This is a genomic window from Gluconobacter sphaericus (genome assembly GCF_016757795.1).
Classification (GTDB): Bacteria; Pseudomonadota; Alphaproteobacteria; order Acetobacterales; family Acetobacteraceae; genus Gluconobacter; species Gluconobacter sphaericus.
In genome coordinates, this window is record NZ_CP068419.1 from 542533 (window position 1) to 567879 (window position 25347).

Annotated in this window: 23 protein-coding genes and 1 tRNA gene; 9 read left to right on the forward strand and 15 right to left on the reverse strand. The window is 59.8% G+C overall.

Features of this window, described 5'->3' with window-relative positions; translation table 11 throughout:
* The first annotated feature begins 74 nt into the window (after positions 1 to 74).
* Together IGS75_RS02730 and IGS75_RS02735 are read left to right on the forward strand one after the other, a co-directional pair.
* Positions 75 to 1046 (forward strand): XdhC family protein, encoded by a 972-nt coding sequence (locus tag IGS75_RS02730; protein ID WP_141352645.1) that lies wholly within the window; start codon positions 75 to 77, stop codon positions 1044 to 1046.
* Positions 1043 to 1639 carry a nucleotidyltransferase family protein gene (locus IGS75_RS02735; protein ID WP_202257498.1) on the forward strand — a complete coding sequence of 199 codons (597 nt, stop codon included), beginning with the start codon at positions 1043 to 1045 and terminating at the stop codon, positions 1637 to 1639. The genes IGS75_RS02730 and IGS75_RS02735 overlap by 4 nt, the downstream gene beginning before the upstream one ends.
* Before the next feature lie 35 nt (positions 1640 to 1674).
* Here the strand turns inward: IGS75_RS02735 and IGS75_RS02740 are convergent, their stop codons facing one another.
* From IGS75_RS02740 to rplM, 3 genes are all read right to left on the reverse strand, one after another.
* Positions 1675 to 2754 carry a branched-chain amino acid aminotransferase gene (locus IGS75_RS02740; protein ID WP_202257499.1) on the reverse strand — a complete coding sequence of 360 codons (1080 nt, stop codon included), beginning with the start codon at positions 2752 to 2754 and terminating at the stop codon, positions 1675 to 1677.
* 241 nt (positions 2755 to 2995) lie between these two features.
* Complete coding sequence (gene rpsI / locus IGS75_RS02745) at positions 2996 to 3487, reverse strand: 30S ribosomal protein S9 (protein WP_062028979.1); 492 nt, start codon at positions 3485 to 3487, stop codon at positions 2996 to 2998.
* Between the two features lie 10 nt (positions 3488 to 3497).
* Entirely contained in the window at positions 3498 to 3971 is a 474-nt protein-coding gene (gene rplM / locus IGS75_RS02750) for a 50S ribosomal protein L13 (protein WP_011252036.1), read from the reverse strand.
* A 328-nt stretch (positions 3972 to 4299) separates the two neighbouring features.
* Here rplM and IGS75_RS02755 point away from each other — a divergent pair, with 328 nt between their 5' ends.
* Both IGS75_RS02755 and IGS75_RS02760 read left to right on the forward strand, forming a co-directional pair.
* Positions 4300 to 5706: a hypothetical protein gene (locus IGS75_RS02755; protein ID WP_141352651.1), complete on the forward strand. Its 1407-nt coding sequence runs from the start codon at positions 4300 to 4302 to the stop codon at positions 5704 to 5706.
* On the forward strand, positions 5703 to 6626 hold the full coding sequence (locus IGS75_RS02760; protein WP_202257500.1) for an SDR family oxidoreductase: 924 nt from the start codon (positions 5703 to 5705) through the stop codon (positions 6624 to 6626). Before IGS75_RS02755 ends, IGS75_RS02760 begins: the two co-directional genes overlap by 4 nt.
* A 30-nt stretch (positions 6627 to 6656) precedes the next feature.
* Here IGS75_RS02760 and IGS75_RS02765 read toward each other — a convergent pair whose 3' ends face one another.
* Positions 6657 to 8078, reverse strand: a complete 1422-nt coding sequence (locus IGS75_RS02765; protein WP_141352654.1) for a mannose-1-phosphate guanylyltransferase/mannose-6-phosphate isomerase — start codon at positions 8076 to 8078, stop codon at positions 6657 to 6659.
* 214 nt (positions 8079 to 8292) lie between these two features.
* Between IGS75_RS02765 and IGS75_RS02770 the strand changes: the two genes are divergently transcribed.
* Positions 8293 to 9222, forward strand: a complete 930-nt coding sequence (locus IGS75_RS02770; protein WP_202257501.1) for a DMT family transporter — start codon at positions 8293 to 8295, stop codon at positions 9220 to 9222.
* Between the two features lie 32 nt (positions 9223 to 9254).
* Here IGS75_RS02770 and IGS75_RS02775 read toward each other — a convergent pair.
* From IGS75_RS02775 to IGS75_RS15395, 4 genes are all read right to left on the reverse strand, one after another.
* Positions 9255 to 9330: transfer RNA gene (locus IGS75_RS02775), tRNA-His, on the reverse strand.
* A gap of 101 nt (positions 9331 to 9431) precedes the next feature.
* Positions 9432 to 9593: a hypothetical protein gene (locus IGS75_RS15385; RefSeq protein WP_228123840.1), complete on the reverse strand. Its 162-nt coding sequence runs from the start codon at positions 9591 to 9593 to the stop codon at positions 9432 to 9434.
* Positions 9594 to 9746: 153 nt separating this feature from the next.
* Entirely contained in the window at positions 9747 to 9893 is a 147-nt protein-coding gene (locus tag IGS75_RS15390; RefSeq protein WP_237468942.1) for a hypothetical protein, read from the reverse strand.
* Complete coding sequence (locus IGS75_RS15395) at positions 9886 to 10203, reverse strand: Rossmann-fold NAD(P)-binding domain-containing protein (protein WP_237468944.1); 318 nt, start codon at positions 10201 to 10203, stop codon at positions 9886 to 9888. The genes IGS75_RS15390 and IGS75_RS15395 overlap by 8 nt, the downstream gene beginning before the upstream one ends.
* Positions 10204 to 10467: 264 nt before the next feature.
* Between IGS75_RS15395 and IGS75_RS02785 the strand changes: the two genes are divergently transcribed.
* Together IGS75_RS02785 and IGS75_RS02790 are read left to right on the forward strand one after the other, a co-directional pair.
* Entirely contained in the window at positions 10468 to 11922 is a 1455-nt protein-coding gene (locus tag IGS75_RS02785; RefSeq protein ID WP_202257502.1) for a SulP family inorganic anion transporter, read from the forward strand.
* Positions 11923 to 12261: 339 nt separating this feature from the next.
* The gene (locus tag IGS75_RS02790) at positions 12262 to 13422 is read left to right on the forward strand and encodes an OpgC family protein (RefSeq protein ID WP_141352661.1); all 1161 of its coding nucleotides are present in this window, start codon (positions 12262 to 12264) and stop codon (positions 13420 to 13422) included.
* Between the two features lie 22 nt (positions 13423 to 13444).
* Here IGS75_RS02790 and hflX read toward each other — a convergent pair whose 3' ends face one another.
* The 7 genes from hflX to IGS75_RS02825 form a co-directional block, all read right to left on the reverse strand.
* On the reverse strand, positions 13445 to 14746 hold the full coding sequence (gene hflX, locus IGS75_RS02795; RefSeq protein ID WP_141352663.1) for a GTPase HflX: 1302 nt from the start codon (positions 14744 to 14746) through the stop codon (positions 13445 to 13447).
* Complete coding sequence (gene hfq / locus IGS75_RS02800) at positions 14743 to 14997, reverse strand: RNA chaperone Hfq (RefSeq protein ID WP_141352665.1); 255 nt, start codon at positions 14995 to 14997, stop codon at positions 14743 to 14745. The genes hflX and hfq overlap by 4 nt, the downstream gene beginning before the upstream one ends.
* A 47-nt stretch (positions 14998 to 15044) precedes the next feature.
* Positions 15045 to 16457, reverse strand: coding sequence for a nitrogen assimilation response regulator NtrX (gene ntrX / locus IGS75_RS02805; protein WP_141352668.1), 1413 nt, complete (start codon positions 16455 to 16457; stop codon positions 15045 to 15047).
* The gene (locus IGS75_RS02810; protein ID WP_141352670.1) at positions 16447 to 18834 is read right to left on the reverse strand and encodes a sensor histidine kinase NtrY-like; all 2388 of its coding nucleotides are present in this window, start codon (positions 18832 to 18834) and stop codon (positions 16447 to 16449) included. Before IGS75_RS02810 ends, ntrX begins: the two co-directional genes overlap by 11 nt.
* On the reverse strand, positions 18831 to 19562 hold the full coding sequence (locus IGS75_RS02815; protein WP_202258087.1) for a sigma 54-interacting transcriptional regulator: 732 nt from the start codon (positions 19560 to 19562) through the stop codon (positions 18831 to 18833). Before IGS75_RS02815 ends, IGS75_RS02810 begins: the two co-directional genes overlap by 4 nt.
* Before the next feature lie 33 nt (positions 19563 to 19595).
* Positions 19596 to 20711 carry a tRNA dihydrouridine synthase DusB gene (gene dusB / locus IGS75_RS02820; RefSeq protein ID WP_202257503.1) on the reverse strand — a complete coding sequence of 372 codons (1116 nt, stop codon included), beginning with the start codon at positions 20709 to 20711 and terminating at the stop codon, positions 19596 to 19598.
* Positions 20712 to 21249: 538 nt separating this feature from the next.
* Positions 21250 to 21489 (reverse strand): hypothetical protein, encoded by a 240-nt coding sequence (locus IGS75_RS02825; protein WP_202257504.1) that lies wholly within the window; start codon positions 21487 to 21489, stop codon positions 21250 to 21252.
* A gap of 123 nt (positions 21490 to 21612) precedes the next feature.
* Here IGS75_RS02825 and IGS75_RS02830 point away from each other — a divergent pair, with 123 nt between their 5' ends.
* Positions 21613 to 22686 carry a quinone-dependent dihydroorotate dehydrogenase gene (locus IGS75_RS02830; protein WP_202257505.1) on the forward strand — a complete coding sequence of 358 codons (1074 nt, stop codon included), beginning with the start codon at positions 21613 to 21615 and terminating at the stop codon, positions 22684 to 22686.
* A 164-nt stretch (positions 22687 to 22850) separates the two neighbouring features.
* A complete protein-coding gene (locus tag IGS75_RS02835; protein WP_202257506.1) occupies positions 22851 to 25274 on the forward strand; it encodes a DUF3772 domain-containing protein in 2424 nt (807 codons plus the stop codon).
* Positions 25275 to 25347 lie beyond the last annotated feature (73 nt).

The window sequence follows — 25347 nt, forward strand, 5'->3', positions numbered from 1 at the left end:
CTGAAGGTGAAAGGGTATGTCATAATCGACTTTAGCGTTACCCTTATGCCACCAAAGAGCATCAGGACCCCTCCATGACGGCCGCGGCACAGTTTTCTCCCCTTCCCCAGTGGCCACTTTATGGCCTGACAGACGACCTGTTTCCCACATTGGAACGCTGGTCCGCCGAAGGGAAACGCGCCGCCTTGGCAACGCTGGTCAGCATCACTGGCTCCTCCCCGCGTCCGCTGGGAAGCGAAATGGCGATCTGCGAGGACGGAGAGGTTCAGGGCTATGTATCCGGCGGCTGCGTGGAAGCGGCCGTGCGCGCAGAGGCGCTGGAGTGCCTGAAAGACGGACAGCCACGGATGCTGGATTATGGCGCGGGCAGTCCAATTCTGGACATCCAGCTCACCTGCGGCGGCCGCATCGGAATTTTCGTGCGAGCAGTGCCAGACCTTCCTGCTCATGTCACAGCTCTCCGGGCGACCCGAGAGAAGCGCAGCCCGATCACGCTCCTGACCGATCTCGACACAGGCCACATGCGGTTCTGCGACGAGACACACCCCACTGGAAACGAGGCCGGTCGCTTCTTTCGCCAGTATCTGCCGCCCCTGCGTCTGATCCTCTCTGGCGGGGATCCCATTACGCTTGCGCTCCTGAGCCTGTCCGGTCTCATGGGACTCGAGACCATCCTGCTTCGGCCTTACGGCCCTCCCGAACTGCCGCCCGGCCTCTCGCCAGCACACTATATCCGCGGCAGTCTGGATGCCGCCCTTTCCACGCTCGTTCTTGATCGATGGACGGCCGTCTACAGCCTGACGCACGACGCTCTTTCGGACCTGACGCTTACGGCCCATGCCCTGAAATCCGAGGCATTCTGCGTCAGCATCCTCGGAAGCCGGCGCAAGATTCCGGGCCGGCTTGAGGCCCTCAGGGCAGCCGGGGTCCCGGAAAATGCATTCAACCGGCTCCACCTGCCGGCGGGACTTGAGATCGGCGCCCGGACCCCAATGGAAATCGCGCTCTCCATCCTGACCCAGATGATCGCGACCCGTCCCCGATGAAACGTCATTCTGCCCTTCTTCTGGCCGCAGGAGGAAGTACCCGCCTCGGCCGCCCCAAACAGATTCTGAACATCGGTGGCGTCCCTCTGGTACGACATGTCGCCCAGCTTCTGCTCGCAACACGACCAGAGCACCTTGTCGTCGTGACTGGCGGCGCTGAAGCCACGATAAAACCAACCCTTGCGGGTCTTGATGTCGTTTTGGTGCAGAATGAAGACTGGCAGACCGGCATGGCGTCATCGCTCAGATGCGGTTATCAAGCGCTCACCGGGAGCAGCCTCCCGCTCCTGATCACTGGCACGGATCAGCCCCGCCTGACCGAACAGCATCTTCATAGTCTGCTGGAACAGGACGCCGGCGGGAAAGATGTCATCATGTCTTATGGCGAAGACGGACAGGGCATTCCGGTGCTGCTGAGCCCAACAACACAACAGCATATTCAGGATCTGCAAGGCGATACCGGCCTGCGACAACTCTGGAAGAACACGCAAACTGCACCGATCTGCGTCTGCGCACCTGAACTCGGCTTCGATATAGACACGCCGGAACAGCTGGATGCTGCGCTTCATGCCGGCTGGATCGATCGGGACTGAAAAGCCGAGTTCTTCACGAACCCGGCTGACAGGTATCAGGAAATGCGGTGGATCCAGCCATGGACGTCGTTCGTCCGGCCACCTTGCACATCCGTCAGGGTCTTCTTGAGCTGCTGCGAGACCGGGCCGGGCGTCTTGCCGTCACCAAACACGGCTTCGCCCGTCGGACGCACGAATTTTCCGATCGGAGAAAGAACCGCCGCCGTACCGCAGGCAAAGGCTTCCGTGTACTTGCCTGAAGCTGCCCCCGAAAAAAGCTCGTCGATATCGATCGGCTCTTCCAGCACCTCGATCCCCTGATCGGCCGCAAGCTGGATGAGGCTGTTTCGGGTAATGCCCCGCAGGATAGTGCCACCCAGCGGCGGAGTGACAATCTTGCCGTCTTTACGGACGAACATCACGTTCATGCCGCCCATTTCCTCGACGAAGCGACGCTCACGCGCATCAAGGAACAGGACCTGATCGCAGCCCTTTTCCTTGGCTTCGGCCTGGGCGATCAGGCTGCCGGCATAGTTGCCGCCACACTTGGCTTCACCCGTACCGCCGATCGCAGCCCGCGTATAGTTTTCGGACACCCACACGGATACACAACCGGAACCGAAATAGGCTCCGACCGGACAGGCGATGACAATGAACAGATATTCGTTCGCCGGCTTCACCCCGAGGAAGACTTCATTGGAAATCATGAACGGACGCAGATAGAGGCTCTGCCCCTCTCCCGATGGCACCCAGTCCTGATCCACACGCACCAGTTCATCAACGGCCTGCACGAACAGGTCTTCTGGCAGTTCAGCCATGCCCATGCGGCGAGCAGATTCGGCAAAACGCGCTGCATTGGCCTCGGGGCGGAAGGTAGCGACATGGCCGTCCTTTTCGCGATAGGCCTTCATGCCCTCGAAGATCTCCTGCCCATAATGCAGGACTGTCGAGGCCGGATCGATGCTCAGAGGGCGGCGCGGTGTGATTTTCGCATCATGCCAGCCCTTGTCCGCGGAATAGCGGATGATGGCCATGTGATCGGTAAAAATACGCCCGAAAGCCGGGTTGGCGAGCAGTTCGGTCCGCTTGATAGGGTCAGTCGGGGTTTCGGTCTTTTCAATGATGAAGGACGTCATAGGAAAATATCTTCCGAAGATTCTGGTCTCAAAAACAGCGCCTGCACTCTGCCATACCTACATCGCGGTGGCGATATGGAAAGTTTGTTTCGTTTTAAATTTATTTATTGAAATTTAAATTCTATTCGATGGTAATTTTCAGTTTTTTATTCAAAATCGGACTCATATCTTCCGAAATCAGCCACAAAAAAACCCGGCCATTTCTGACCGGGTTTTTCGTCGTTCGGAAAGGCTGAGAAAATCAGCGCTTCGAGAATTGGAAGGAACGACGTGCCTTCGCACGGCCGTACTTCTTACGCTCGACGATACGACTGTCACGCGTCAGGAAGCCAGCAGCCTTCAGAATGCCGCGCAGGCTCGGCTCGTAATACGTCAGTGCACGGGAGATACCGTGACGGACGGCACCAGCCTGACCGGACAGACCACCACCAGCGACCGTGCAGTACACGTCAAACTGGTTGTAGCGATCGGAAATCAGGAACGGCTGCGTGAGGAGCATACGCAGAACCGGACGGGCAAAATACGTCGTGACCGGACGGCCGTTGACGATGATGTCACCCTTGCCAGGCTTGATCCACACGCGGGCCACGGCGTCCTTACGACGACCGGTTGCGTAAGAACGGCCCTGGGCATCACGCTTGACTTCGTGAACCGGGGCAGCGTTGGAGGTAACGGCAGGAGCAACGCTCGCAAGGTCCTGCAGCGTGCCGGTGCGCTCTTGGGTCTCGGACATGATACAGGCCTTACGACTCGTGGGTTACGGTGTTTTTGCGGTTCATCGCAGCAACGTCCAGCTTGACGGGCTTCTGGCCGTCATGCGGGTGCTCGGAACCGGCATAGACATACAGGTGCTTCATCTGGGCGCGCTGCAGAGGACCACGGGTGATCATGCGCTCGACGGCCTTTTCAACAACTTCACCCGGGTTCTTGCCCGTGAGACGCTGCGTAATGGTGCGCTCCTTGATACCGCCCGGGTGACCCGTGTGGTAGTGGAACAGCTTCTGGCCAACCTTGTTACCCGTCAGCACAACCTTCTCGGCGTTGATGACGACGATGTTGTCGCCGCAATCAACGTGCGGGGTGAACTGCGGCTTGTGCTTTCCGCGCAGACGGGTGGCGATGATGGTGGCGAGACGGCCGAGAACGAGCCCTTCGGCGTCGATCAGCACCCAGTTCTTCGTCACCTCCGCTGGCTTCAGCGAACGTGTGGTCTTCATTAGTGACATTCCAGCTTGGGGCACGACCCTCAGGCCGCACCGTGGATGGCGCTTGCAGTAAAAAACGTGCCCGAAAGCACTCTCTTCTACCGACAAAGCGGATCAGGTGGGGCCTTATTGCCGTCTCCGAGGCGCGCGTCAAGCCCCGTTCACACATTGAATTATGGGATTCGCAGGAGTTTTCCGCCATTCTCAGCTATATGGTATCCCATTACCGCAACAAAAACGACGTCTGCATTGCCCCATGTCGCGACAATGGTATCCTGCCCCAACACAGACCGTTCGCGCCCGACGCCTATACGGGGCCGTTTCAGACAGGAACATCAACGTGAAAAGACCCTGGCTCACGGCGAGCCTGATTTCGGTAACGGCCGTGATCGGCATGGCCGGCGTTCACCACGAAGCCCACATGCAGCTGGTCCGTGGCCTTTCAAGCTTCCGCGCCGCGCTCCCTCCCGGAACGACGTTTACTTATGGAAGTGCGCACCCGGCCATTCTCTCGCTGGGCGCAACCCTGACCGACATCACCCTGCGGGATGGCTCACTCACCTTGCGCGCCTCTCGGATGCGGCTGGGCCATCCCCGCCCGACGCCGGATGGTGGCCTCTCCATCCACTCCGTCGAAGTCCGCGAACCATTCCTTCAGACGCCGACACAGATCATCCATGGCAGCACGCTCAGCCTGCGCCAGCTGGTTCTGCCCCCTTCCCGACCCGCAGCGGAAGGCCATTCCCGAATCGATCCGGCACATATTGCCTTGGCACACGGACAGATCGAACAGCTTTCGGTCCAGAACCTTGTCCCGTCGCCCTCACCCGGCCCGATCAATGTGCACAGCCTGTTCTCTGCTCGTCTCACGCTGGACAACTACGGCCCCGCCCTCGTCACGACGCTCCGCGCCGTAGGGTCGACCATCGCATACGAACGGACCATTCACGCCCCTGGTCAGGGGCCACAGCTTGTCAGCGGACAGGCCAGCCTGGAGCGGCTGGACCTGAAGCAGAAGGATCTCGCCGCCCAGGTTGCAGCCCTGTGGGACCACCATCCCCTACCGCCGCACATGCCCCCACCCGAGAGTTTTGCGGCCCGCAATTTCAGACTGAGCATGACATCAGGCACAATCCAGCTCGATGAACTACACGGAACGGGAACGCTGGAAAACCAGACCGCGACCATGACGCAGGACCTGAAGGGCTTTCATTTCCAAAGCAACGAGAAGCTGCCCTTCCCGATCAACGGCGCCGGCTCGACCGCCCATTCTGTTCAGGTCTCGAATCTGGACGATCACACGTCCCAAACCGACGCATTCCTTACGGTTCCGGGTTTCATGACTCTGACGGCCAGTGCCCGAACCGTTCAGACGGATTTTGCGCAAGGCCATTCTTCACCGCAGCAGATGCTCCAGTCAACGGCCCTGCAGAACGTGACCTTGTCGCTGAAGGGCGACAAGCTTCTTGATACCGGTTTCGTCCTCTCCGCCCGGCAGGCCGGGAATGGCATGACGGCGGACCTGCTCCGCCAGCAGGCTGCGCAGGTCCTACAAACAGCCCTTTCCGTCAATCCGGCGCTGAGTGCGATCCCGGATTATATCGCCAATCCAGCTGGCCGCACCCTAACGGTAACCTATACTTCCGAAACGCCCGTCTCCCTTCGGGTCCTCAATGACGCCTTTTCTTCCCCGGCTTCAATGCTGACATTTCTCGCTTCTCCCGACCTGAAAGCTTCCGCGCGATGACGACCGGAAACATCCCAGGCCCCCCATCACCCGCAAAAGGTCCGATCTGCATCATCGGCGCCAGCGGGCGCTCAGGGGCCGCGCTCTGCCGGGTCCTTCTGGCTGAAGGCCAGAAGATCATTGCCGTCGTACGCAGCCAGGGCAACCTCCCGCCCGACATCGCCGAAGCCTGTCAGGCCGTACGAATCGCAGACCTTACGGACAGCGCCACGCTGACTCTGGCGTTCGAAGATGCGGCGGTTATCATCAACACTGCCCATGCACGCCACTTGCCCGCCATTCTGGCTGCTACGAAAGCCCCTATCGTAGCACTGGGCAGCACACGCAAATTCACGCACTGGCCCGACGATCACGGACGGGGTGTTCTCGCGGGCGAAGCGGCCCTCAAGGCCGACGGTCGCCCCTCGATCATCCTTCATCCGACCATGATTTATGGCGCCCAGGGCGAAGACAATGTACAGCGGCTGGCAAAGCTTCTGGAGCGCCTGCCCATCATCCCGCTTCCCGGCGGTGGCCGCGCCCTCGTGCAGCCCATCGACCAGCGCGACGTCACGCGCTGCCTGGTCTCGGCCATACATCTGATCCAGAACGGAAACGTCACGGGGCCGGAGAGCATCGTGATTGCCGGTCCGACAGCGATGGCTTACCGAACATTCGTGCGCATGGTGCTGTATTTCGCGGAGCTTGGCGGCCGTCCCATCGTCTCCCTGCCAGGATGGACGCTCATGGCACTGTCTCATCTAACCCGGCATATCCGCAGACTGCCGCAGATCGCGCCGGAAGAAATCCGCCGCCTTCTGGAAGACAAAAATTTCGATATCGGTCCGATGGAACAGCGTCTGGGCGTCATCCCCGTTCCGCTGGCCAACGGGCTACACCATCTGTTCGGCAGCAGAATGCACCAGAAGCAGGAGCCCTGATCCGCAAAGAATCAGGGCCTCCGGTCCGCATCAGTTTCGGGAATAAACGTCCTCGATCCGGACAATATCGTCTTCGCCCAGGTAAGGCCCGGATTGCACCTCAATGAGGGTCAGCGGAATCCGCCCCGGATTCTCAAGCCGATGCACACAGCCCAGCGGCAGATAGATGCTCTCGTTTTCACGCACCATGATCTGTTCGGCATCACGGGTGACGACTGCCGTGCCGCCCACGACAACCCAGTGCTCGGCGCGATGGAAATGCTTTTGCAGCGAGAGTTTCTGGCCTGGCTCAACCACGATCCGTTTGACCTGGAACCGGTCCGCCTGGATCAGGCTCTCATAGAAGCCCCACGGGCGATACATACGATTATGAGCCACGGCCTCCTTCCGTCCGGCCTTCTTCAGGCGGTTGACCATGTGCTTGACGTCCTGCGCCCGGTCACGATGCGAGACCATGACAGCATCCTGCGTCACGACAACGATCAGATCTTCCACACCGGCGACCGTGGCCACGATTCCGTCCGAACGGACATAACAGTTCCGCGCATCGTCGAGGAAAACATCTCCGAACGTGGCGTTGCCTGCTTCATCCTTGGACGTCAGCTCCCACAGCGCATCCCAGCTTCCGATATCCGACCATCCGAACGTGCCCGGCACCACCGCCGCACGCTTGGTGCGCTCGGCGACGGCATAATCCACGGAGATATCTGGAGCCTGACGGAAGCTCGCATCATCCAGCCGGTCAAAATCCAGATCGCTGTGACGGGCCTGAACGGCCTGTCCAACATACTCATAGATGTCCGGCTCGAACGTCTTGATTTCGGAGAGGAAAACGCTGGCCTGCGTCACAAACATGCCAGAATTCCACAGATACCGGCCATCACGAAAAAAAGCCTCTGCGGTTGCGGTATCAGGCTTTTCAACAAAGCGCGACACTTCATAAACGCCTTCAAGGCCCGAAAGGGGCGCACCGCTTTCGATATAGCCATAGCCCGTCTCGACGCACGTGGGCTTCATTCCGAACGTCACGATCCGTCCTTGGCCTGCTGCTGCAACGGCATGTTCAAGCGCGGAGTAGAGAGCTGCCTCATCGGTAATGGCCGCATCAGCAGCCATGATCCACAGAACGGCGTCTGGATCGGTTTCGGCCACCAGAAACGCGGCCGCAGCGATGGCCGGGGCGGAATTGCGCCCCACGGGCTCGAGGACAATCCGGGCGTTTTCAACCCCAACATCCCGCAGCTGTTCGGCGACGATGAAGCGGTGCTCGGCATTACAGATTACGATTGGATCTGCCAGCCCTGCCCGTGCGCCACGCAGTGCCGTTTCCTGGATCAGGGTATGCTTCGACAGGAGAGGCCAAAACTGCTTGGGGTAGCTGCTGCGCGAAACCGGCCACAGACGGCTGCCTGATCCACCGGAGAGAATGACTGGAACGATCTTCTGGGACATGGGGGGCTTACGCTTTTTCATCCACAAGATGGGGGCCGTATGGCTTCCCCGAATGGCGGGCATCCTACATCAAGGGCGCAACCTTTCCAATTTTGCTTCCAGTCCTATCCCTACCCCCAATAATGAGTGGAACATCAGAAACATTGACTGTCACCATAAGCAGGTTTCCTTATCCCAAGATGGAAATTGGCTTTATCCGTGGAGAAACGAACTCATGAAGCAGAATATTTTCTCTTCCGGTATTCTGCTGGCGCTGCTTGGCTATGCCGCTTTTTCCATCAGCGATGCCTGCTCAAAGGGGCTGTCGGGGCATCTGGACCCATTTGAAGTTGCGTTTTCAGGCGGCGTCTTCGGCTTCATTATCCTGCCTTTCATCCGCTATCCTAACGAACCCTATTCCGACATTTTCGCGACAGCGCGCCCGGGAATGTGGATTCTGCGTGCAGCTTCGACATTCGTCTCGACGGCCGCGAGCGTCATGGCCTTCATGCTGTTACCCATGCCAGAAGCGCTATCGTTGATGTTCCTGATGCCCTTCTTCGTCACCATCATTTCTGTGACGATCCTCAAGGAAAAGGTCTCGTTCTGGACCTGGCTGTCAGTCGCGGTCGGATTTCTCGGCGTGTTAATCGTACTGCGGCCCGGCGCAAGGACGTTCCATCTGGGCCACGCCTGCGCGATCGTCGCAGCCCTCGCCAATGCCAGCAGCGTCGTAGCCTACCGGCTGGCCGGAAATGGAAGTGCCAGGCTTTCCCTGTTTGGATCAAGCCTGTTCGGCCCACTAATCGGCGACGGACTTCTCATGATCGCTCATGCGTCCTGGCCCCATGGCTGGAAGGTCTGGTCCATCCTGTTCGGATACGGCTTTCTCGCAGCGCTGGGCCAGCTTTTCATGATGATGGCCACAGCCGTCGCCCCCGCGAACCGGGTTGCCCTTCCACAATACAGCCAGATGGTCTGGGCAGTTGCATTCAGCTACATGTTGTTCAAGCAGCCGCTGGACAACTGGACTTTCGTGGGGATCGTGATCGTCACGTTCTCAGGCATGCTGAACTGGATCCGCCAGAAACTACGTTTCGAACGCATGGCTCTGGAAGAACACTGGGGACACAAGCACCAGCAGGCTGATGTCGCAAAGCCTTGAAGGAAATATTCAAATTTTCAGAGAAAAATTGCTGGGGCGAATGACGGGGATCGAACCCGCGACAACCGGTACCACAAACCGGCGCTCTACCAACTGAGCTACATCCGCCACACAGCGACGCATTCTCTAGAGGAAGGTTGGGGCTGTCGTCCAGTCCTTTGACGCAATTTTTTTTACGCCCCGGATTTTTTCGATCACCCCGTTCCGACTCAGACCACAGGAGTAGCCCCGATGACGGTAATCGTGGCGTCCAAGATGTAGCTGGCGTCATCAGTGGCCAGGGAAACATACGTCCCGGCCAGTTCCGTAGGCTGCCCCGGACGCTTCATTGGCGTATTCGCACCAAAGTGTTCAACATGCTCCACATCCATGGCCGCCGGAATCCGCAGCGTCCAGATCGGGTCAAGCGCGCCACCACGTTGGAGCGAGCTCCCTTCTCGCCCAGAAACTGTGCCAGGCCACCGCTAAAGTTCTCGATGGTACCCTTGGTCGCGGAGTAGGCCAGAAGCTTGGGCTAATCGACACTAACCGAAACCTCGCGGCATGTGCGGCGCTGCCAGACGCGGCAGCTGAAAGGCTAAGCCGGCATTGATGTCGAATGTCTTGTCCCATTCCTCCTCACCGGCATCCGCCAGAGGCGAACGCTCGATCTGGAAGGCCGCGTTATTCACCAAAGTGTCGATCTGACCAAACTCCGAGACTGTCCGGTCCACAAAAATTCGACGCAGACATCCCCGTCCCCCAGATCTCGGGAACAAGAAGAGCGCGCCGTCCCGCCTTGCGCATCCAAAATTCAGTTTCGCGGGTATCATCCCTTTCCTCGATCAGGAATGACAGGACGGCATTCAGGCCTTCGCGTGCCCCGGCGATCGCAACCGCCCGCCCGATACCGAAATCCCCGCCCGTGATGCCCGCAATCTTTCCGCGCAGGCGGTCATGGCCCACATAGCTCTGCTCACCATAATCGGGCTTCGGCTTCATGAGGGACGTCTGGCCAGGAATATGATTCTGATGCGGGGTGTTGAATGGCGGGGCGGGGCAGTTGGCCGTGACACGCTCAAGATGAAAGAAAGTCTGTTCCGTCCCAACGCAAAGACGTCGCCCGTTATTCCATGCGCGAGTAAAACATCCCTTCCATTCCAGACCTTCAATCCTGAACCGAGCCGGGTTACACTGCACTCCTCATTGCCGCGCCGGGCCGGAATACGTCGCACCCTGTTCACGCCCTACGCTCAAGGATCTTTCATGACTCCCGCTCTCTATCGTCGCCAGTGGGCACAGAACCCGCTGCGCGAAGTGCTGGCCGGAATGGTCGGCACCTTTGCCCTCATCCCCGAAGTCATCGCTTTCTCTTATATCGCCGGCGTCTCCCCGGCCGTCTCGCTGTTCGCATCCTTCGTCATTTCGGTCTCGATCGCCATTTTCGGCGGACGCCCAGGCATGATTTCTGGTGCTGCCGGCTCGGTAACTCTGGTCGCAGCGCCGCTGGTTCACGCTCATGGCGTACAGGCGATGCTGCTCGCGACGCTTGTCGCTGGTGTATTGCAGGTCGTGTTTGGTCTGCTGCGTCTTCAGGCCGTCATGCGGTTTGTACCCGCCGAAGTTCGCACGGGCTTCGTTAATGCACTGGCCATCATGATCTTCTCCGCACAGCTGCCACAGATGATGGGCGTGACCTGGCATACCTATGCGCTGATCGCGCTGGGCCTCGTCATCATCTATCTGCTGCCCCGTCTGTCGGACGCCATTCCTTCCCCCCTGATCTGCATCGTCATTCTCACCGCCATCACGATGCTGCATCCTATGCCGGTTCATACAGTTTCGGATCTCGGCGACCTACCGACCGGCCTTCCCAGCCTGACCTTACCGCACATCGCCCTGAACTGGGCGACGTGGTCGGTCGTGCTGCCTTACGCGCTGGCCATGGCTGCCGTGGGCCTGCTGGAATCCATGATGACGGCCGCAGTCGTTGATGACATTACCGATACCCATGGCAACCAGCGCATGGAATGCACGGGTCTCGGCATTTCCAACATTCTCGTTGGCGCATTTGGCGGCATTGCAGGCTGCGGCATGATCGGGCAGACCGTTGGCAATCTGCGTTATGGCGGACGCGGACGTCTGTCCACCTTTACCGCTGGCGCATTCCTGCTGGCCCTCATGGTCCTGCTGCATCGCTGGGTCGGGCAGGTTCCGATGGCCGCCCTTGTCGCCATCATGATCATGGTCTCCGCCAGCACGTTCTCCTGGAGCAGCCTGCGCGACCTGACACGTCATCCGCGCCTGTCCAGCCTGACGATGCTCGTCACGGTCGCCGTAGTCGTCATGACCCACGACCTTGCTGCCGGTGTTGCGGTCGGTGTCATGCTCTCGGGTGTATTCTTCGCATGGCATGCCGCAAAGCTCCTGCGCGTTACAGAAGAGCGGTCGGGCGAGACGCTGGCATACCGGGCGTCCGGACAAGTCTTTTTCGCGTCTGCAGATAGCCTGTCTGACGCCATCGACTATCATACCGATGCCAAAACCGTGGTTCTCGACCTCGCCCAGGCCCGCTTCTGGGACATCACCTCGGTACAGGTTCTGGAAAAGATCATCAGCAAGCTCCAGTCCCACGGACATACGGTCGAAGTCACGGGGCTTCATCATGACCAGCATGGCATCATCGCCACGCAGTCTAACGAGAGCCTACTCGCACTGTAAGGCTCAGCGGGATTTGAAATTGTACAACCGTACGGACGCCCTACCTCCATTCATGACCTGGTGGTGTCCCTGAGCAACTTCATCCGCAAGGTTATGAACCTTGAAAGCCGCCCTTCCGGTCTCGTCCTTGCCGAACAGGAGCCTACCCACCCCCTCCTCGAATAGTGGAAACAAAGGTGACAACGTTGGAGGCGGCGGCATGAACATGCAGGGCAAAATGGACCCGGCTCTGCATCATCCGGAGACGAACAGCCACAGTCTGTAATTCCGTCCAATCTTTAATCTGACAGTAACGTCTCACCCATACCCCTCCCTCCGTACTGACGGTAAGAAGAAGTCATGGAGCCGCTTCAAGAGCCCCCAGAAACTTTAGCGCGCAAAAACCCCCGCGATCATCGCGTGGATGCGCTACGCGGCATTGCCCTGTTGATGATGCTCGTAGATCATGTTCCCGATGATCTACTCAACCGCATCACCATCCGCAATTTCGGTTTTGCGGACGCGGCTGAGATCTTCGTCATGCTGGCGGGCTACGCGTCCTATCTGGCCTATGGGCGCCTGATTGACCGTCAGGGCTGGAAAACCGGCATTCACCGCATTCTTACCCGATGCCTCAGACTGTATCTGTATCAGACCGGCATGACGCTGGTTTTCGTCTGGACTGTACGTAAGTGGCGCCATTACCAGCCCCTGCCCGAATATACGATCGAACCCCAGCTTGCGCATGGCTATAGCTGGCTGTGGCGTATCCTGACCTTCGATGCCCTGCCGAGTTATCTCAACATCCTACCGCTTTATGTCGTGCTGTTGGCGCTGTTCCCAGTGATCTACTGGCTCCTGAGGCACAGTCTATGGCTTCTGGTCACTCTCAGCGTAGCCATATGGGCCATCGCCAATCTTGATCCACATATTACCATCCCCAACTGGCTGGATCCCACTGGCTGGTACCTCAATCCGTTCGGCTGGCAATTTCTGTATATTCTGGGAATTCTGGGCGCCGTCTGGGCCTCGAAAAACAATGGCGATCTGCCCTATCGCCCATGGGCCAAAGGCCTGTGTCTGACCTATCTCGCCGGAGCATTTGTACTGTGTTTCCCATACGAGTACTGGCACGTCCCGTTTCTACGAATTTTCCCAGCCCCGCCTAATACAGGAAAATCCACTCTCGCCATCTGGCGCCTGCTGGACATCATGGCGATCTTTTATCTGGTGCAGTCTTCCAGGGCTCTGCGTCGCATTTCCGCCGACCGGATCGGTCAGAGCCTCGCTTTGCTCGGGCGGAACTCGCTGGAAGTCTTTGCCTGCAGCACGGTCCTGGACCTGCTGGGACGACTAATGTTCGCAAGCTTTGGCATCAATCTGTGGGAGCAGCTTGTGATGAATGTGGTCGGGCTCGGCCTGACCTACGCGCTGGCCATCCCGCTGGACCGCGCCCGTCAGCGGGCCAAAGCGGCCCGCCTGTCTTCGGGCCCGGCACGCCCCGCGCCAGCTCCCGAATAACGGCCTTTGTTCAGCCTGCCTGCTATATAATCCGGTTCGGATGCAACAACTCGAACCGCTCCAAATCCGCCGAGAAAAGACGGACCTGAACGTCCATACCGTCTTCCCGATCCGTGCGCCCGACCACTTCACCGTGCTGGTAAAGCCAGGCCAGAGCCGCGCCATCCGTAATCGGAAGACGGACATCCACAGATTTCATTGATCGCGTCAGATACTGGTCCAGGATTTCGAACAGATCCGGCACCCCCTCGCCCGTAATGGCCGAGATCGCCACTGCGTTCTCACGCTTTGGCACAGCTTCGACACCACCGACCAGATCGGCCTTGTTCAGCACTTCGATCGTACGGTCCGGCCAGTGCGCATCGAGCATTCCGTCGCGCACCATACCGTCAAGAACGTTGAGCACATCAGCCCGCTGCGCCGCACTGTCGGGATGTGAAATGTCACGGACATGCAGGATCACGTCCGCCTGCGCGACTTCTTCAAGAGTTGCCCGGAAAGCCGCGATCAGCTCTGTCGGCAGTTCACTGATGAACCCCACCGTATCAGACAGGATAACATTACGGCCCGATGGCAGACGCAGCCCGCGCATGGTCGGGTCCAGCGTGGCAAAAAGCTGGTCCTGCGCATGGACGGATGCACCCGTCAGAGCATTGAACAGCGTGGACTTTCCAGCATTAGTGTAGCCCACAAGGGCGACGACCGGAAACGGCACGCGCTTACGCGATTCACGATGCAATCCACGGGTCCGGCGCACCTGTTCCAGCTCTTTTTTGATCTTGCCGATCCGCTCGGCCAGCATCCGACGGTCCGCTTCCATCTGCGTCTCGCCCGGGCCACCAAGAAAGCCAAAGCCACCGCGCTGACGCTCAAGATGGGTCCACAGCCGCACGAGCCGCGAGCGCTGGTATTCCAGATGAGCGAGTTCGACCTGAAGCACGCCCTCACGGGTCGCCGCACGCGCACCAAAGATATCAAGAATCAGCCCCGTCCGGTCCACTACCTTGCAGCCCAGAGCCTTTTCGAGGTTGCGCTGCTGACCCGGGGACAGACGCGCATCAATGACGACCACATCAACGTTGTCCAGCTTGACCGCCTCAGCCAACTGCTCGACCTGACCGCTTCCCAGCAGGGTCGCCGGGCGACGCGCACGCAACAGAATGGCCGCCTGTCGTACCACGACCAACCCGATCGACGCCGTCAGACCAACCGCTTCCTCAAGCCGCGCATCAGCCGCGCGGATTTCCTCCTGCGGCCCCGACTTTTCCCAAGGCAGGATGACGGCCGCACGGGTTGCGGGTTTTTGGGTGTCAAAACCGCTCAAAGTTCTTCTTCCACAAAATGGGACATCGTCGCCACCGGCATGATCGTGCTGACGGCGTGTTTGTAGACAAGCTGCACATGGCCATCACGACGGAGCAGCAGGGTATGCGCATCAGACTGAGCAACGATGCCCTGAAGCTTCACACCGTTAACCAGAAAGACGGTCACGGACGCTTCGGTTCTGCGCAAATGATCGAGGAAAACCTCCTGCACGGCACGGGAACCGGCAGAAGAGGAAGGTTCTGAAGTCACGCTGTTAACAGTCGAGAGAAGGAAAGGAAAAAAAACGGTTCGACATCTCAGCCATTCACCGGCGTGGAAGGTGCAGCATTGCGATCTTCATTCGTCGTCACCCCAAGCTGTTTGAGCTTACGGTGCAGTGCACTGCGCTCCATGCAGACAAAGCTGGCCGTCCGGCTGATATTGCCGCCAAACCGCATGAGCTGCACCTGCAGATACTGCGTTTCGAACAGATCCCGTGCCTCACGCAGCGGCAGGCTCATGACATCTGCTCCAGAAGTGAGGCGCGTCATTGACGGTGCCCCCTGGCTGATGGTGGCCGGCAGCATATCTGCCCGGATCGGATCGTTCCCCGTCCCCGGCATCATGATCAGCAGCCGCTCCATCAGATTGCGCAATTCACGCACATTGCCCGGCCATTCATAGGATTGCAGGGCGGCAAGCGCATCCACGGAGAGTTCCCGGACCGGAAGACCGGAAGACTGAGCGCAACGCTCCAGGAAGTGCCGAGCCAGACCTGGAATGTCCTCGCGCCGTTCGCGCAGGGACGGAATGCGCAGAGGAACAACCGCAAGGCGGTAATACAGGTCCTCGCGAAACCGATGCGCGGCGATTTCGGACTGGAGATCCCGGTTGGTAGTGGCGATGACGCGGATATCCACCTTCACCCGCGTATTACCGCCCAGACGCTCGAATGTCTGATCCTGAAGCGCACGCACGATCTTGCCCTGCGTTTCAGGCGGCATGTCGGCGACCTCGTCCAGCAGCAGTGTGCCACGATGGGCACGCTCCAGCACGCCGCGGCGCATCGGCTGCCCCCCCTCCCCCTCAAGGCCGAAAAGCTCTTCCTCAAAGCGGTTGGGCGCCAGTGTGGCACAGTTCAAAGCGATGAACGGCCCTTCCGCACGACGAGAGCGCGCATGAATCATGCGAGCTGCAACCTCCTTGCCCGATCCGGCCGGACCACTGATCAACACACGGGAATTGGTGGGGGCGACACGCTCAATCTGGGCGCGAACGCCTGAAATGACGGCGCCGTCTCCCGACAGCGTCGTTTCCGGACCGGCCCGCAGACGCAGTTCCGCATTTTCCCGCCGCAGACGCGCGGCTTCCAGCGCACGCCGCACTACGACCAGAAGCCGGTCCGACTGGAACGGCTTCTCGATGAAGTCATAGGCCCCGAGCTTTAGGCTGGACACCGCCGTCTCGATGGTCCCGTGCCCAGAAATCATCAGTGTCGGCAGGCCCGGCTCCTCGGTCTGAAAGATCTTGAGGAGTTCGATCCCGTCCAGCCGGGATCCCTGAAGCCAGATATCCAGAATCGCCAGCGACGGACAATGCGCACGGAAAAGTTCGAGCGCCTGATCCGAATTGGCCGCCGTCCGTGTCTTATAGCCCTCGTCGTTCAGAATACCCTCGATAAGAAACCGGATATCCGGCTCGTCATCGACGATCAGGATCTCATGTTCCATCTGCTGTCCTCCTGGTCTGAGGGTCTGTTCCACCCGGGCCATGGCTCTCCTGCTCCCATAACGGTAGAGACAGGGTCACGCGCGTTCCCCGCTGCCCGGGCGACGCGCCACGGGACTGGTCTGGTTCCCGATCAGTGAGCTGAAGCATCCCGGAATGGTCCTCCATGATCTTCTTGACGATCGCAAGGCCGAGGCCGGTGCCCTTCGCCTTGTGGGTTACATATGGCTCGGTCAGCCGGTGGCGTTCCACCGTCGGCAGGCCGATCCCGTCATCTTCTATGTCTAGCAGGACATGCCCGCCGCGAATGTGCAAGCCCACCACAATGTGTCCAATTGGCTGCACTGACTGTCCAGAAGCATTTTCTCCCGGTTTTCCGCGGCCTGCCATGCTGATGGCATCAGCTGCATTCTGTAGCAGATTTGTCAGGGCCTGCCCGATTAGCCGCCGATCGCAACGCACAATCGGCCCTGAGGGCGGCAGTCCGGTCGTCTCGAACACAATTTCGGGATGAGCGTTCCGCTGGAGCACCAGCGCCTCACGGCACAGGCGCGAAAAGTCTTCCGGCTGCATGACGGGCTGCGGCATCCGTGCAAAGGCGGAAAACTCATCCACCATGCGCCCGATATCTCCAACCTGTCGCACGATCGTATCCACAAGCTGGGTATAAGTCTCGGGGTCGGAGTGAATTTCCTTAAGGAAGCGCCGTTTGAGACGTTCTGCCGCAAGCTGGATCGGAGTTAGCGGATTTTTGATTTCATGCGCCACACGCCGTGCCACATCCGCCCAGGCCGCCTTGCGCTGTGCGGATTGAAGATCCGTGATGTCATCGAAGGTCACAACATATCCCGCAACGTCCTGCCCCCGCAGCTCCGCCACGACCCGCACGAGAAGCGTCCGCCCTGCCCCGGCACCGGCACCCTCGCCTGGCCCACCCGGACGCTGCGCACCTTCCGTGTCCACCTGGATTTCCGCCGTATGAACGCGTTCCGGCGCCATACGGGCGGCTTCCAGAAGGCCCGAGAACTCCGGCACCCGATCCGTCAGCTTCATCCCAATGGCTGGCTGAAGATTGCGCTGGAGCACGCTGGACGCCGCACGGTTCGGCAGTTCGATGACCTGCATCCGGTCCAGCCCGATCACACCGGCCGATACACCGGCCAGCACGGTCTCGGTAAAGCGCCGCCGCTCGTTGATCTGGTCATAAGCCTGCATCAGCTCGGAGCGCTGACTTTCAAGCTGATCCGTCATGCTATTGAAGGCACGGGACAGGCCCGTCACTTCATCGTCCTTGTCCTGCCCCGCATCGTCGGGGACGGGCACCCGCACCCCCAGATCGCCCTTAGAGATCCGCTGGGCCGCCAGAATGAGCAGTCCGAGCGGGTTGGCGATACGATTGGCCAGCGCCAGCCCGGTCAACATTCCGACAGCCAGAACCAGCAGACCCATCAGGGCGAAAATGACCGCAAACAAGACCTGCGTCTTGCCGCGATTGGTGATCAGCCGCTGGTAATCCGCCACCAGCGTATCCGTGCGACGCATGTGTTCCACGACATCCGGGTCAACCGGACGCGTTATAACCAGCATGAGACCGGAATTACCGCCCAGTGCGACCACGGCGCGCACCCTGCGCTGGTCCGGACGGTCAAGAATCACGGCTTCGCCGTGTCGTGCCAGTTCCAGCACGGATTTGGGTGGCAATGGCGGTGCAGTCGTCATGTCTGCATCGCTGCCCAGCAACCCGCCCACCGCCAGAACCTTGTAGGTCAGCGGATCGAACACCTCTGCATCCGTCAGACCGCGCTCGGTAACTTCATCGTCCAGAAACTCCTGAAGACGTGCGGGATCGTGAAAAAGGTCAGTCCCACGGGAAAAAAGCTCGTCGTTCTGGACGGTAATGAGCGTATTGGCGAGGGCGAAGGCTTCAGTCCGGGCGTTGTCGTTATGCTCCTGCAGATAACCAACCGCGACCGAACGGGCTTCGTTCAGCGCATTATTCACACGGTTGGAGAACCAGATTTCCACGCCATAATGGAAGAACAGCGTCGCCACTGCTCCCACCACGATGGTCGGGGCAACCGCCACGATGCCGAAGAGCGTAATAAGTCGCACATGCAGCCGCGCACCGGCCAGGCCGAGCCTGCGTTCGGCCAACATCCGCCCGATCTGAACCACCGCCGCTGCCGCAATCAGCATGAGCATGATGAAGTCGAGCAGGAAAACGATCGCCTGCACCTGCGGACGATGCGCCAGAGACATGCCCCCCGACAGCACGACGAACGTCGCAAAAGCGAGCACCAGCGCCATAACCGTCAGAAGAACCGCCCCATTGGCACTAGTCAGCCTTGCAAACAGGCGCCTCAGGGAAGGAAGTCTCACTCGTCGATACCTTTAGGGATCGTAATGCCCAGTTCGCGGATGCGCTTGCGCAGGGTATTGCGGTTTACACCCAGAATGGCGGCAGCGCGCAACTGGTTACCGCAGGTCCGCCGCAGGACCATCGTGATCAGCGGCCGCTCGACCTCGCCCACCACACAGGCATGCAGATCGCCCGCCCCGTTTTCCAGATCGCCTTCAAGATATTCAGCCAGCGGTCGTTCCAGGGCTCGCCCCAGCCCGCGAGGACGCGCTGTGCCCGTACCTGCCGCCAGACGACAGACCGCACTTATCCGCTCAGGACCCAGACGCTGTGCGGCGGGCAGTGCCGACAACCAGCGATGCAGGCCGGCAGATAGCCCTCCCTGCCGAAGCAGAAGAACAGGATCATGCCGACTTCCCGCAATCACACGCAGATCCGTGCCTTCCTGTGCAAGCCATTCCATGAACCGATCCTGCATCAGGGGACACAGACAGTCGATCTCGTCCAGCAGCAGGGTTCCGCCCTGCGCCTGCCGGATCCAACCCGCCTCACCATTTCCGAAAAGAGCCGCTTCACGAAGCGCGCGCGGCGTCGCGGTCAGGGCAGCAATCACGAACGGATTCTGTGCACGTGCGCTATGACTGTGAAGCCGCCGGGCAACGTCCTGCCGATCCAGGCGGGACGCGCCGTACAGGAAAACCGGATGGCAGCCTTGCTCGACCAGACCTGAAGTAGACTGCTCCGTCATGGCTGACACGGACGGGCCGGACCACTCACGCCCTCAGGCCGCTTCACGCGTGCCGTCGCGGCTCAGACTCCCCGTCGGGCCGGCCTCACGGTTGCGCACGACACCAGCATCAATATGCCGGTCATAGAACGCAGTCAGCAGCGCGATAGCCTCGGCTGCACTCTCGACACCATTGATGGTAGAGCGGAACGTCGCCGATCCCGGCAGCCCGGCAGAATACCAGGATACATGTTTACGGGCGAGACGCAGGCCCGGCCGTTCGCCGAAATGATCGAGCATCATCCGGTAATGCCGCAGGGCAATTTCCTTTTCAGTCGCCAGATCCGGGTCCGGCACATCTTCACCGGTCCGCAGGGACTGCGCGACCTGTGCCGTAAACCAAGGCCGTCCATAACAGCCACGCCCGATCATGACGCCATCAGCCTGCGACTGGTGCAGCGCTTCCCGTGCATCGCGGATGGTGTTGATATCGCCATTGACGATGACGGGAAGTGAAACTGCGTCCTTCACCGTTTTAACGAAACGCCAATCCGCCGTACCATTATAGAACATCTGCCGGGTACGGCCGTGAACCGTCACAAGCCTAATGCCACTCTCTTCCGCGATCTTCGCCAGACGTGGTGCATTAAGCGAATTATGGTCCCACCCCATGCGCATTTTGAGCGTGACCGGCACATTCACGGCCCGCGCTGTCGCTGCGAGCAGTTTTCCAGCCAGAACCTCGTCTCGCATCAACGCAGAACCAGCCATCTGCCCAATCGCAACCTTCTTTACCGGGCAGCCGAAATTGATGTCGATGAGGTTCGCGCCCCCATCCACCGAAATCTTTGCCGCCTGCGTCATGGCCTCAGGATCACATCCGGCAAGCTGAACCGCATTGGGCCCGCGCTCGGCCATCCGTGCCATGCGCATGGTGTTTTCATTCTCGCGGATCATCGCCCAGGAGGCGATCATTTCCGACACGACGAGCCCTGCCCCAAGATCACGGGCAAGCTGCCGAAACGGCAGATCCGTAACCCCCGAAAGCGGAGCAAGGATCACCGGATCCTCGATCACTACGCCCTGCCCCAGGTCGATGGGTTTCAGAGCACGGTTCGGGGGTGCTGCGGCAGGAGAATCAGAGGCGGCGGAAAGAGCGGAAGCAGTCATGGCAGGATCAATTTAGCGGCCCGTCTCCGCAAGCGCAAACGCTCCTTTGCACGCAACTTCCACCATTCTTTACGAATGAAGAGCTTACCGCACATTACGACCAGTAGCGGAACACGTATCCATTAAGAAGAACAGGGACACGGGCGCTCCGAAAAACCGCAGCACATACCCAACCGCACAGGGATGAAGTTCGAGGACTGCGCGCACATGATCTTTCTCGACGAAACCGAAAAGTTCAACTGCACCGTTCCCGACTTCCTGAAGAGGTGATCCCAGGACGAGCGGACTAAGCGTCAGTGCGAACCTTCTTCGGGAGCGCGATGGTCCCCAAACCTGACGCCCGCGTCAAACGTCTTAACCAAGGTCTGAAAACACTCGCGCCTCATGTTCCCGGCAGCCTCTTCGTGCCCAATATCGACGCGCCACAAAAGGGCAACATACGCCAGACCATGGACGAAACGATGCGTTCCACTTCATAAAATGCTGCAGGCAACATGGGACGCAGGCTTTCGGGGGACCAGACCGGCAAGACCTGACGTTACTCTGTCGGGCCGATTTCCTCGCGGTGCCGTTTCAGACCATCCTGCGTGATAACAAAACGTCCGTCATTACGCAGTTCCGACAATCCGAGCCGTTCCAGTCGCTCAAGACAAGGCTGGTCCCTCAGCCCTATCGGTCGCCCCGTCGACGCGCACAATAACAGCCGGTGCAGCGTCGAGCGGCAGCACGTCTCCAGATAAGGCTCATCGTAGGATTCAGCAGCGGATGCATCGGACATGTGTTCGCGTCTATCGCGTCCCTGCGCCACCGCCAAGACAAAACGCCATCAGATACACTCCGGGATGATCCAGGCGCGCGAAGCTAATGCGTCACACCGCGGATTAGGGTATGGAAACGACTCATGATCGATCTCGGAACGCTCGTCACTCCGCTCCTGCACCGCTTTGACACCGAAACGGCGCACGAACTCGCCATTCACTCCCTTGCCCTTGGCCTTGGCGGCCAGGCACCAAAGGACGTGCCGGCCCTCTCGACCCGCACGCTCGGCCTGCGCTTTCCCAACCCGATCGGCCTGGCCGCCGGATTCGACAAGGATGCCCGCGCCGTCCGTCCGCTGGCAAAACTGGGCTTCGGCCATGTCGAAGCCGGAACCGTGACGCCCCGCCCCCAGCCCGGCAACCCAGGCCCCCGTCTTTTCCGGCTGGTCGAAGATGGAGCGATCATCAATCGCATGGGCTTCAATGGCTGCGGCGTTGACCGCTTCTGCCGCCGCCTCGCCCGGCTGCACCGCCCGATGCCCAATGGCAGAATGCGCGGTCCGACCGTCCCGCTGGGCGTGAATATCGGAATCAACAAGACCGGCTCCAACCCGCTACGGGACTATCCGGACCTCGTGGCCCGCGTGCGACCCTACGCCGATTACATCACGATGAACCTATCGTCTCCCAACACGCCGGGGCTGCGCGATCTTCAGTCGGCCACGATGCTGAAAGAGCTTCTGGACGCCATCAATACCCGTAATCCGGAGCGGCCTCCGCTTCTGGTCAAACTCGCGCCCGATCTGGATGACAGCTCCTACGAGCCCATCCTCGAAGCCGCGATCGAAGGCGGCGCACAGGGCCTGATCCTAACCAACACGACCATCGCCCGTCCCGCAACTCTACGCGATCCCGCAGCCCGCGAAAATGGTGGCCTGTCCGGCCGCCCCCTCGCCCCGCGTTCCCGCGATGTACTGAGGATCGTCTCGGGACTAAACAAGGGTCGCTTGGCACTGATTTCCTGTGGTGGCATCGAGACCGGCGAAGATATCCTCGCCCGCATCCGCATGGGTGCGGATATGGTGCAGATCTATTCATCCTTCGTGCTGCAAGGCCCCGGCATCCTGGCCCGTATGAAGACAGAGCTGCTCGATGCCATGCGCCGCGACGGCTTCGAGACAATCGCCGATGCCCATGGCATTGACCGACCGAACTGATGGACCGGTAAGTTCCCTTCTCAGGGCATCTTTCCTTTTGAGGAAAGGTGCCCTTTTCATATCAATCCGCCCCGCGCAATGAACCGCTTCAGGGCGGAAATTAAACCCCTGCGGCCACAAGCCGTTGAAAACCCCATCAAGACCACTGGACGGAACACCTTCGCATGAACACACGGCCTCCCGCGCGCGACTTTTCAAATCTCCGCACCCTGCGCCCCGGAACGACCTGTGGATCCATGCTGAGCGCTCTGTTCCTCATCTTCGGTCTGCTCTACGCAGGGGTGACGACACCTACTGCGCTGGCAGCAGCGGCTCAAACGGCAGCGGCCCCGACCAAGGACGCACCCAAGGATGCCGACAAGACCCAGCAGTCAGATCCCGCCAATTCCGGGCTTGGCTGGAACGCGGTCTCCGCCTCCATCAGTCGTCAGCTCGATGACAACGCCGCAGTATTGCAGCAGGTTTTCGCGACGCTGAACCGTAAGAACGTCAACACGGGCAATAATGAACTCGACGCCCTGTCGGCCCAGATCCAGAAGGTCAAGCAGAACACACAGGACGCCGTTACGCAGATCCAGTCCTACGACAACATCACCGAATCCTTCCTGAAAATCCTTGGCCCGAAAGCCGCGGAAAACGAGGATGCGTCCGTCACCGCACAACGCCAGCGGATGCAGCAAAATTCGCAGTCTGTAAAATCGGCACTTATGCGGGCCAAACTCTATAATCTTCAGGCTCAGCAGCTCAACACGGCCATCAATGCCCGACGCACACGCCTGCAACACGCAGCCCTGTCCGAACGGACGGTCTCGCCCCTCGCTCCGCGCTTCTGGAACACGCTCCTGACCGAGCGTGCCGAAAACCGCTATTCTCTCCATGCGGGTGGCGTGCTGTCCGACTGGCTCTATCTTCTGATCGGTTGCGCGATCACCTTCGCGACCATCGGCCTCAGTTCACCGCTGATCCTGCGTCTGCTCAAACGCTGCGGCGCCCATTTCCGTCCCGCCACCGAAGACAGCGTAAAAGAAGCTCTCTCAGGCAGCATAATCGCCATCACACTGAATGGCGCGCTGGAAGCCCTAATCGCTACGCTAGTCTGGTTCATTTGGGCGGCCGCCGCTCTCCCTGATGGCGGTGGTCCGATCGGCGCTATCATCGGGGAGACGCTCCCCGTCTGCGGCTTCATTATTGGTGCCGGGCTGCCCGTCTTCGGACGGAACGGTGTTCTGGCTCAGGGAAATCCAGGCGAGCGCAAGGCACTGCGCGGCGTGGACTGGATCCTTGCCATCAGCATCCTTCTGCTGGACCTGCTGCGGGCCTTTCAGGCTCAAGACACCTTTGGCCAGACGCTTCAGCTCCTGCTGGAAATCGCGTTCTCGATCGCCATTGGCCTGTGCGCAGTGGACACATTCCGCAGGCTTGGCAACCAGAACGATACCCGCGGTTTTGCACCTTCCGCGCTGGGTGTTTCCAGCCTGCTTCTGGCGGTGACGGTCATCTCCATCCTGCTGGGCTATGTGGCCTTCGCCTTCACGCTCAATGGCTGGCTGCTCTCACTGGGTACGGGGGTTGCCATCGTGACGCTTCTGGGCCTGTGCTGGCGCGACGTACTGGACCGGCTGTTTTCGGAAGGCGGGTTCTTCAGCCTGCGCCTGGTCCAGCTCGGCCTGACGCAACGCCGCCTGTCACAGATTGGCGTGATCCTCTCGGGGCTCGGCAACGTCCTGCTCCTGCTGCTCCTGTTCTCTATTGCCCAGACGGACGGCAGCTTCAGCGTCACTGACATTACGAACCGGCTCTGGCTCCTGTTCGTCGGCAATACCATCCACGGCGTGAAGATCTCGCTCGATACCGTGGTTCTGGCCGTTATTCTGCTAGTGGTAGCGTATTACGCAATCCGTCAGACGCGCGGCTGGCTCCGGGACCGCTTCTTCCCCACCACACGCCTCGATATCGGCAGCCGCACCTCGATCCTCAGCATTTTTACCTACTGCGCCTGGATTCTCGTCGGCCTGGGCATCCTGTCCATCGCCGGTGTCTCGGTCCAGAACCTGACCTGGGTGGTCAGTGCGCTCTCGGTCGGTATCGGTTTCGGCCTGCAATCCATCGTGCAGAACTTCGTCTCCGGCGTGATCCTGATGGCAGAACGCCCCGTGCGTGTTGGCGATATGGTCGAGATCGCCGGCACGCGCGGTGACGTCAAACGCATTAGCATCCGCGCCACTGATATCGGCCTGAGCGATGGCTCGACCATGATCGTCCCGAACTCCCAGTTCATCACGACCAGCGTCAAGAACGCGACCCTGAGCGGTGCGACCGGCGTCCTGACCCTGACGTTCAAGATCCCCCTGACCACTGATCCAGACAAGGCAAAAGCCATGCTGCTGGAAGTCGCGGCCCATCGCGACGAAGTCCTCGCAACACCATCGCCGAAAGTCCGGGTGAGCGCGATTGCCGGAGACAGTCTGACCATGACGCTAAGCGTCGCCATCATCTCGGCCCGCGACGGCAGCAGTGTGCAGGACGCCATTCTTTTTGACGTCTTCCGCCGCTTCCATGCCGAAGACGTGGCCATCACAACAGCCTGATCGGGAAATACTTTCCGGGACTCCGCACAATTCTCGATTCCCAGACGGACTGGTCCTAAGGTCAGCCCGTCTA

Bases quoted from the DNA above. Each gene is read 5' to 3' on its own strand.
- IGS75_RS02730 (WP_141352645.1), top strand. From the start codon at position 75: ATGACGGCCGCGGCACAGTTTTCTCCCCTTCCCCAGTGGCCACTTTAT.
- IGS75_RS02735 (WP_202257498.1), top strand. From the start codon at position 1,043: ATGAAACGTCATTCTGCCCTTCTTCTGGCCGCAGGAGGAAGTACCCGC.
- IGS75_RS02740 (WP_202257499.1), bottom strand. From the start codon at position 2,754: ATGACGTCCTTCATCATTGAAAAGACCGAAACCCCGACTGACCCTATC.
- rpsI (WP_062028979.1), bottom strand. From the start codon at position 3,487: ATGTCCGAGACCCAAGAGCGCACCGGCACGCTGCAGGACCTTGCGAGC.
- rplM (WP_011252036.1), bottom strand. From the start codon at position 3,971: ATGAAGACCACACGTTCGCTGAAGCCAGCGGAGGTGACGAAGAACTGG.
- IGS75_RS02760 (WP_202257500.1), top strand. From the start codon at position 5,703: ATGACGACCGGAAACATCCCAGGCCCCCCATCACCCGCAAAAGGTCCG.
- IGS75_RS02765 (WP_141352654.1), bottom strand. From the start codon at position 8,078: ATGTCCCAGAAGATCGTTCCAGTCATTCTCTCCGGTGGATCAGGCAGC.
- IGS75_RS02770 (WP_202257501.1), top strand. From the start codon at position 8,293: ATGAAGCAGAATATTTTCTCTTCCGGTATTCTGCTGGCGCTGCTTGGC.
- IGS75_RS15385 (WP_228123840.1), bottom strand. From the start codon at position 9,593: ATGGATGTGGAGCATGTTGAACACTTTGGTGCGAATACGCCAATGAAG.
- IGS75_RS15395 (WP_237468944.1), bottom strand. From the start codon at position 10,203: ATGAAGCCGAAGCCCGATTATGGTGAGCAGAGCTATGTGGGCCATGAC.
- IGS75_RS02785 (WP_202257502.1), top strand. From the start codon at position 10,468: ATGACTCCCGCTCTCTATCGTCGCCAGTGGGCACAGAACCCGCTGCGC.
- IGS75_RS02790 (WP_141352661.1), top strand. From the start codon at position 12,262: ATGGAGCCGCTTCAAGAGCCCCCAGAAACTTTAGCGCGCAAAAACCCC.
- ntrX (WP_141352668.1), bottom strand. From the start codon at position 16,457: ATGGAACATGAGATCCTGATCGTCGATGACGAGCCGGATATCCGGTTT.
- IGS75_RS02815 (WP_202258087.1), bottom strand. From the start codon at position 19,562: ATGACGGAGCAGTCTACTTCAGGTCTGGTCGAGCAAGGCTGCCATCCG.
- dusB (WP_202257503.1), bottom strand. From the start codon at position 20,711: ATGACTGCTTCCGCTCTTTCCGCCGCCTCTGATTCTCCTGCCGCAGCA.
- IGS75_RS02825 (WP_202257504.1), bottom strand. From the start codon at position 21,489: ATGTCCGATGCATCCGCTGCTGAATCCTACGATGAGCCTTATCTGGAG.
- IGS75_RS02830 (WP_202257505.1), top strand. From the start codon at position 21,613: ATGATCGATCTCGGAACGCTCGTCACTCCGCTCCTGCACCGCTTTGAC.
- IGS75_RS02835 (WP_202257506.1), top strand. From the start codon at position 22,851: ATGAACACACGGCCTCCCGCGCGCGACTTTTCAAATCTCCGCACCCTG.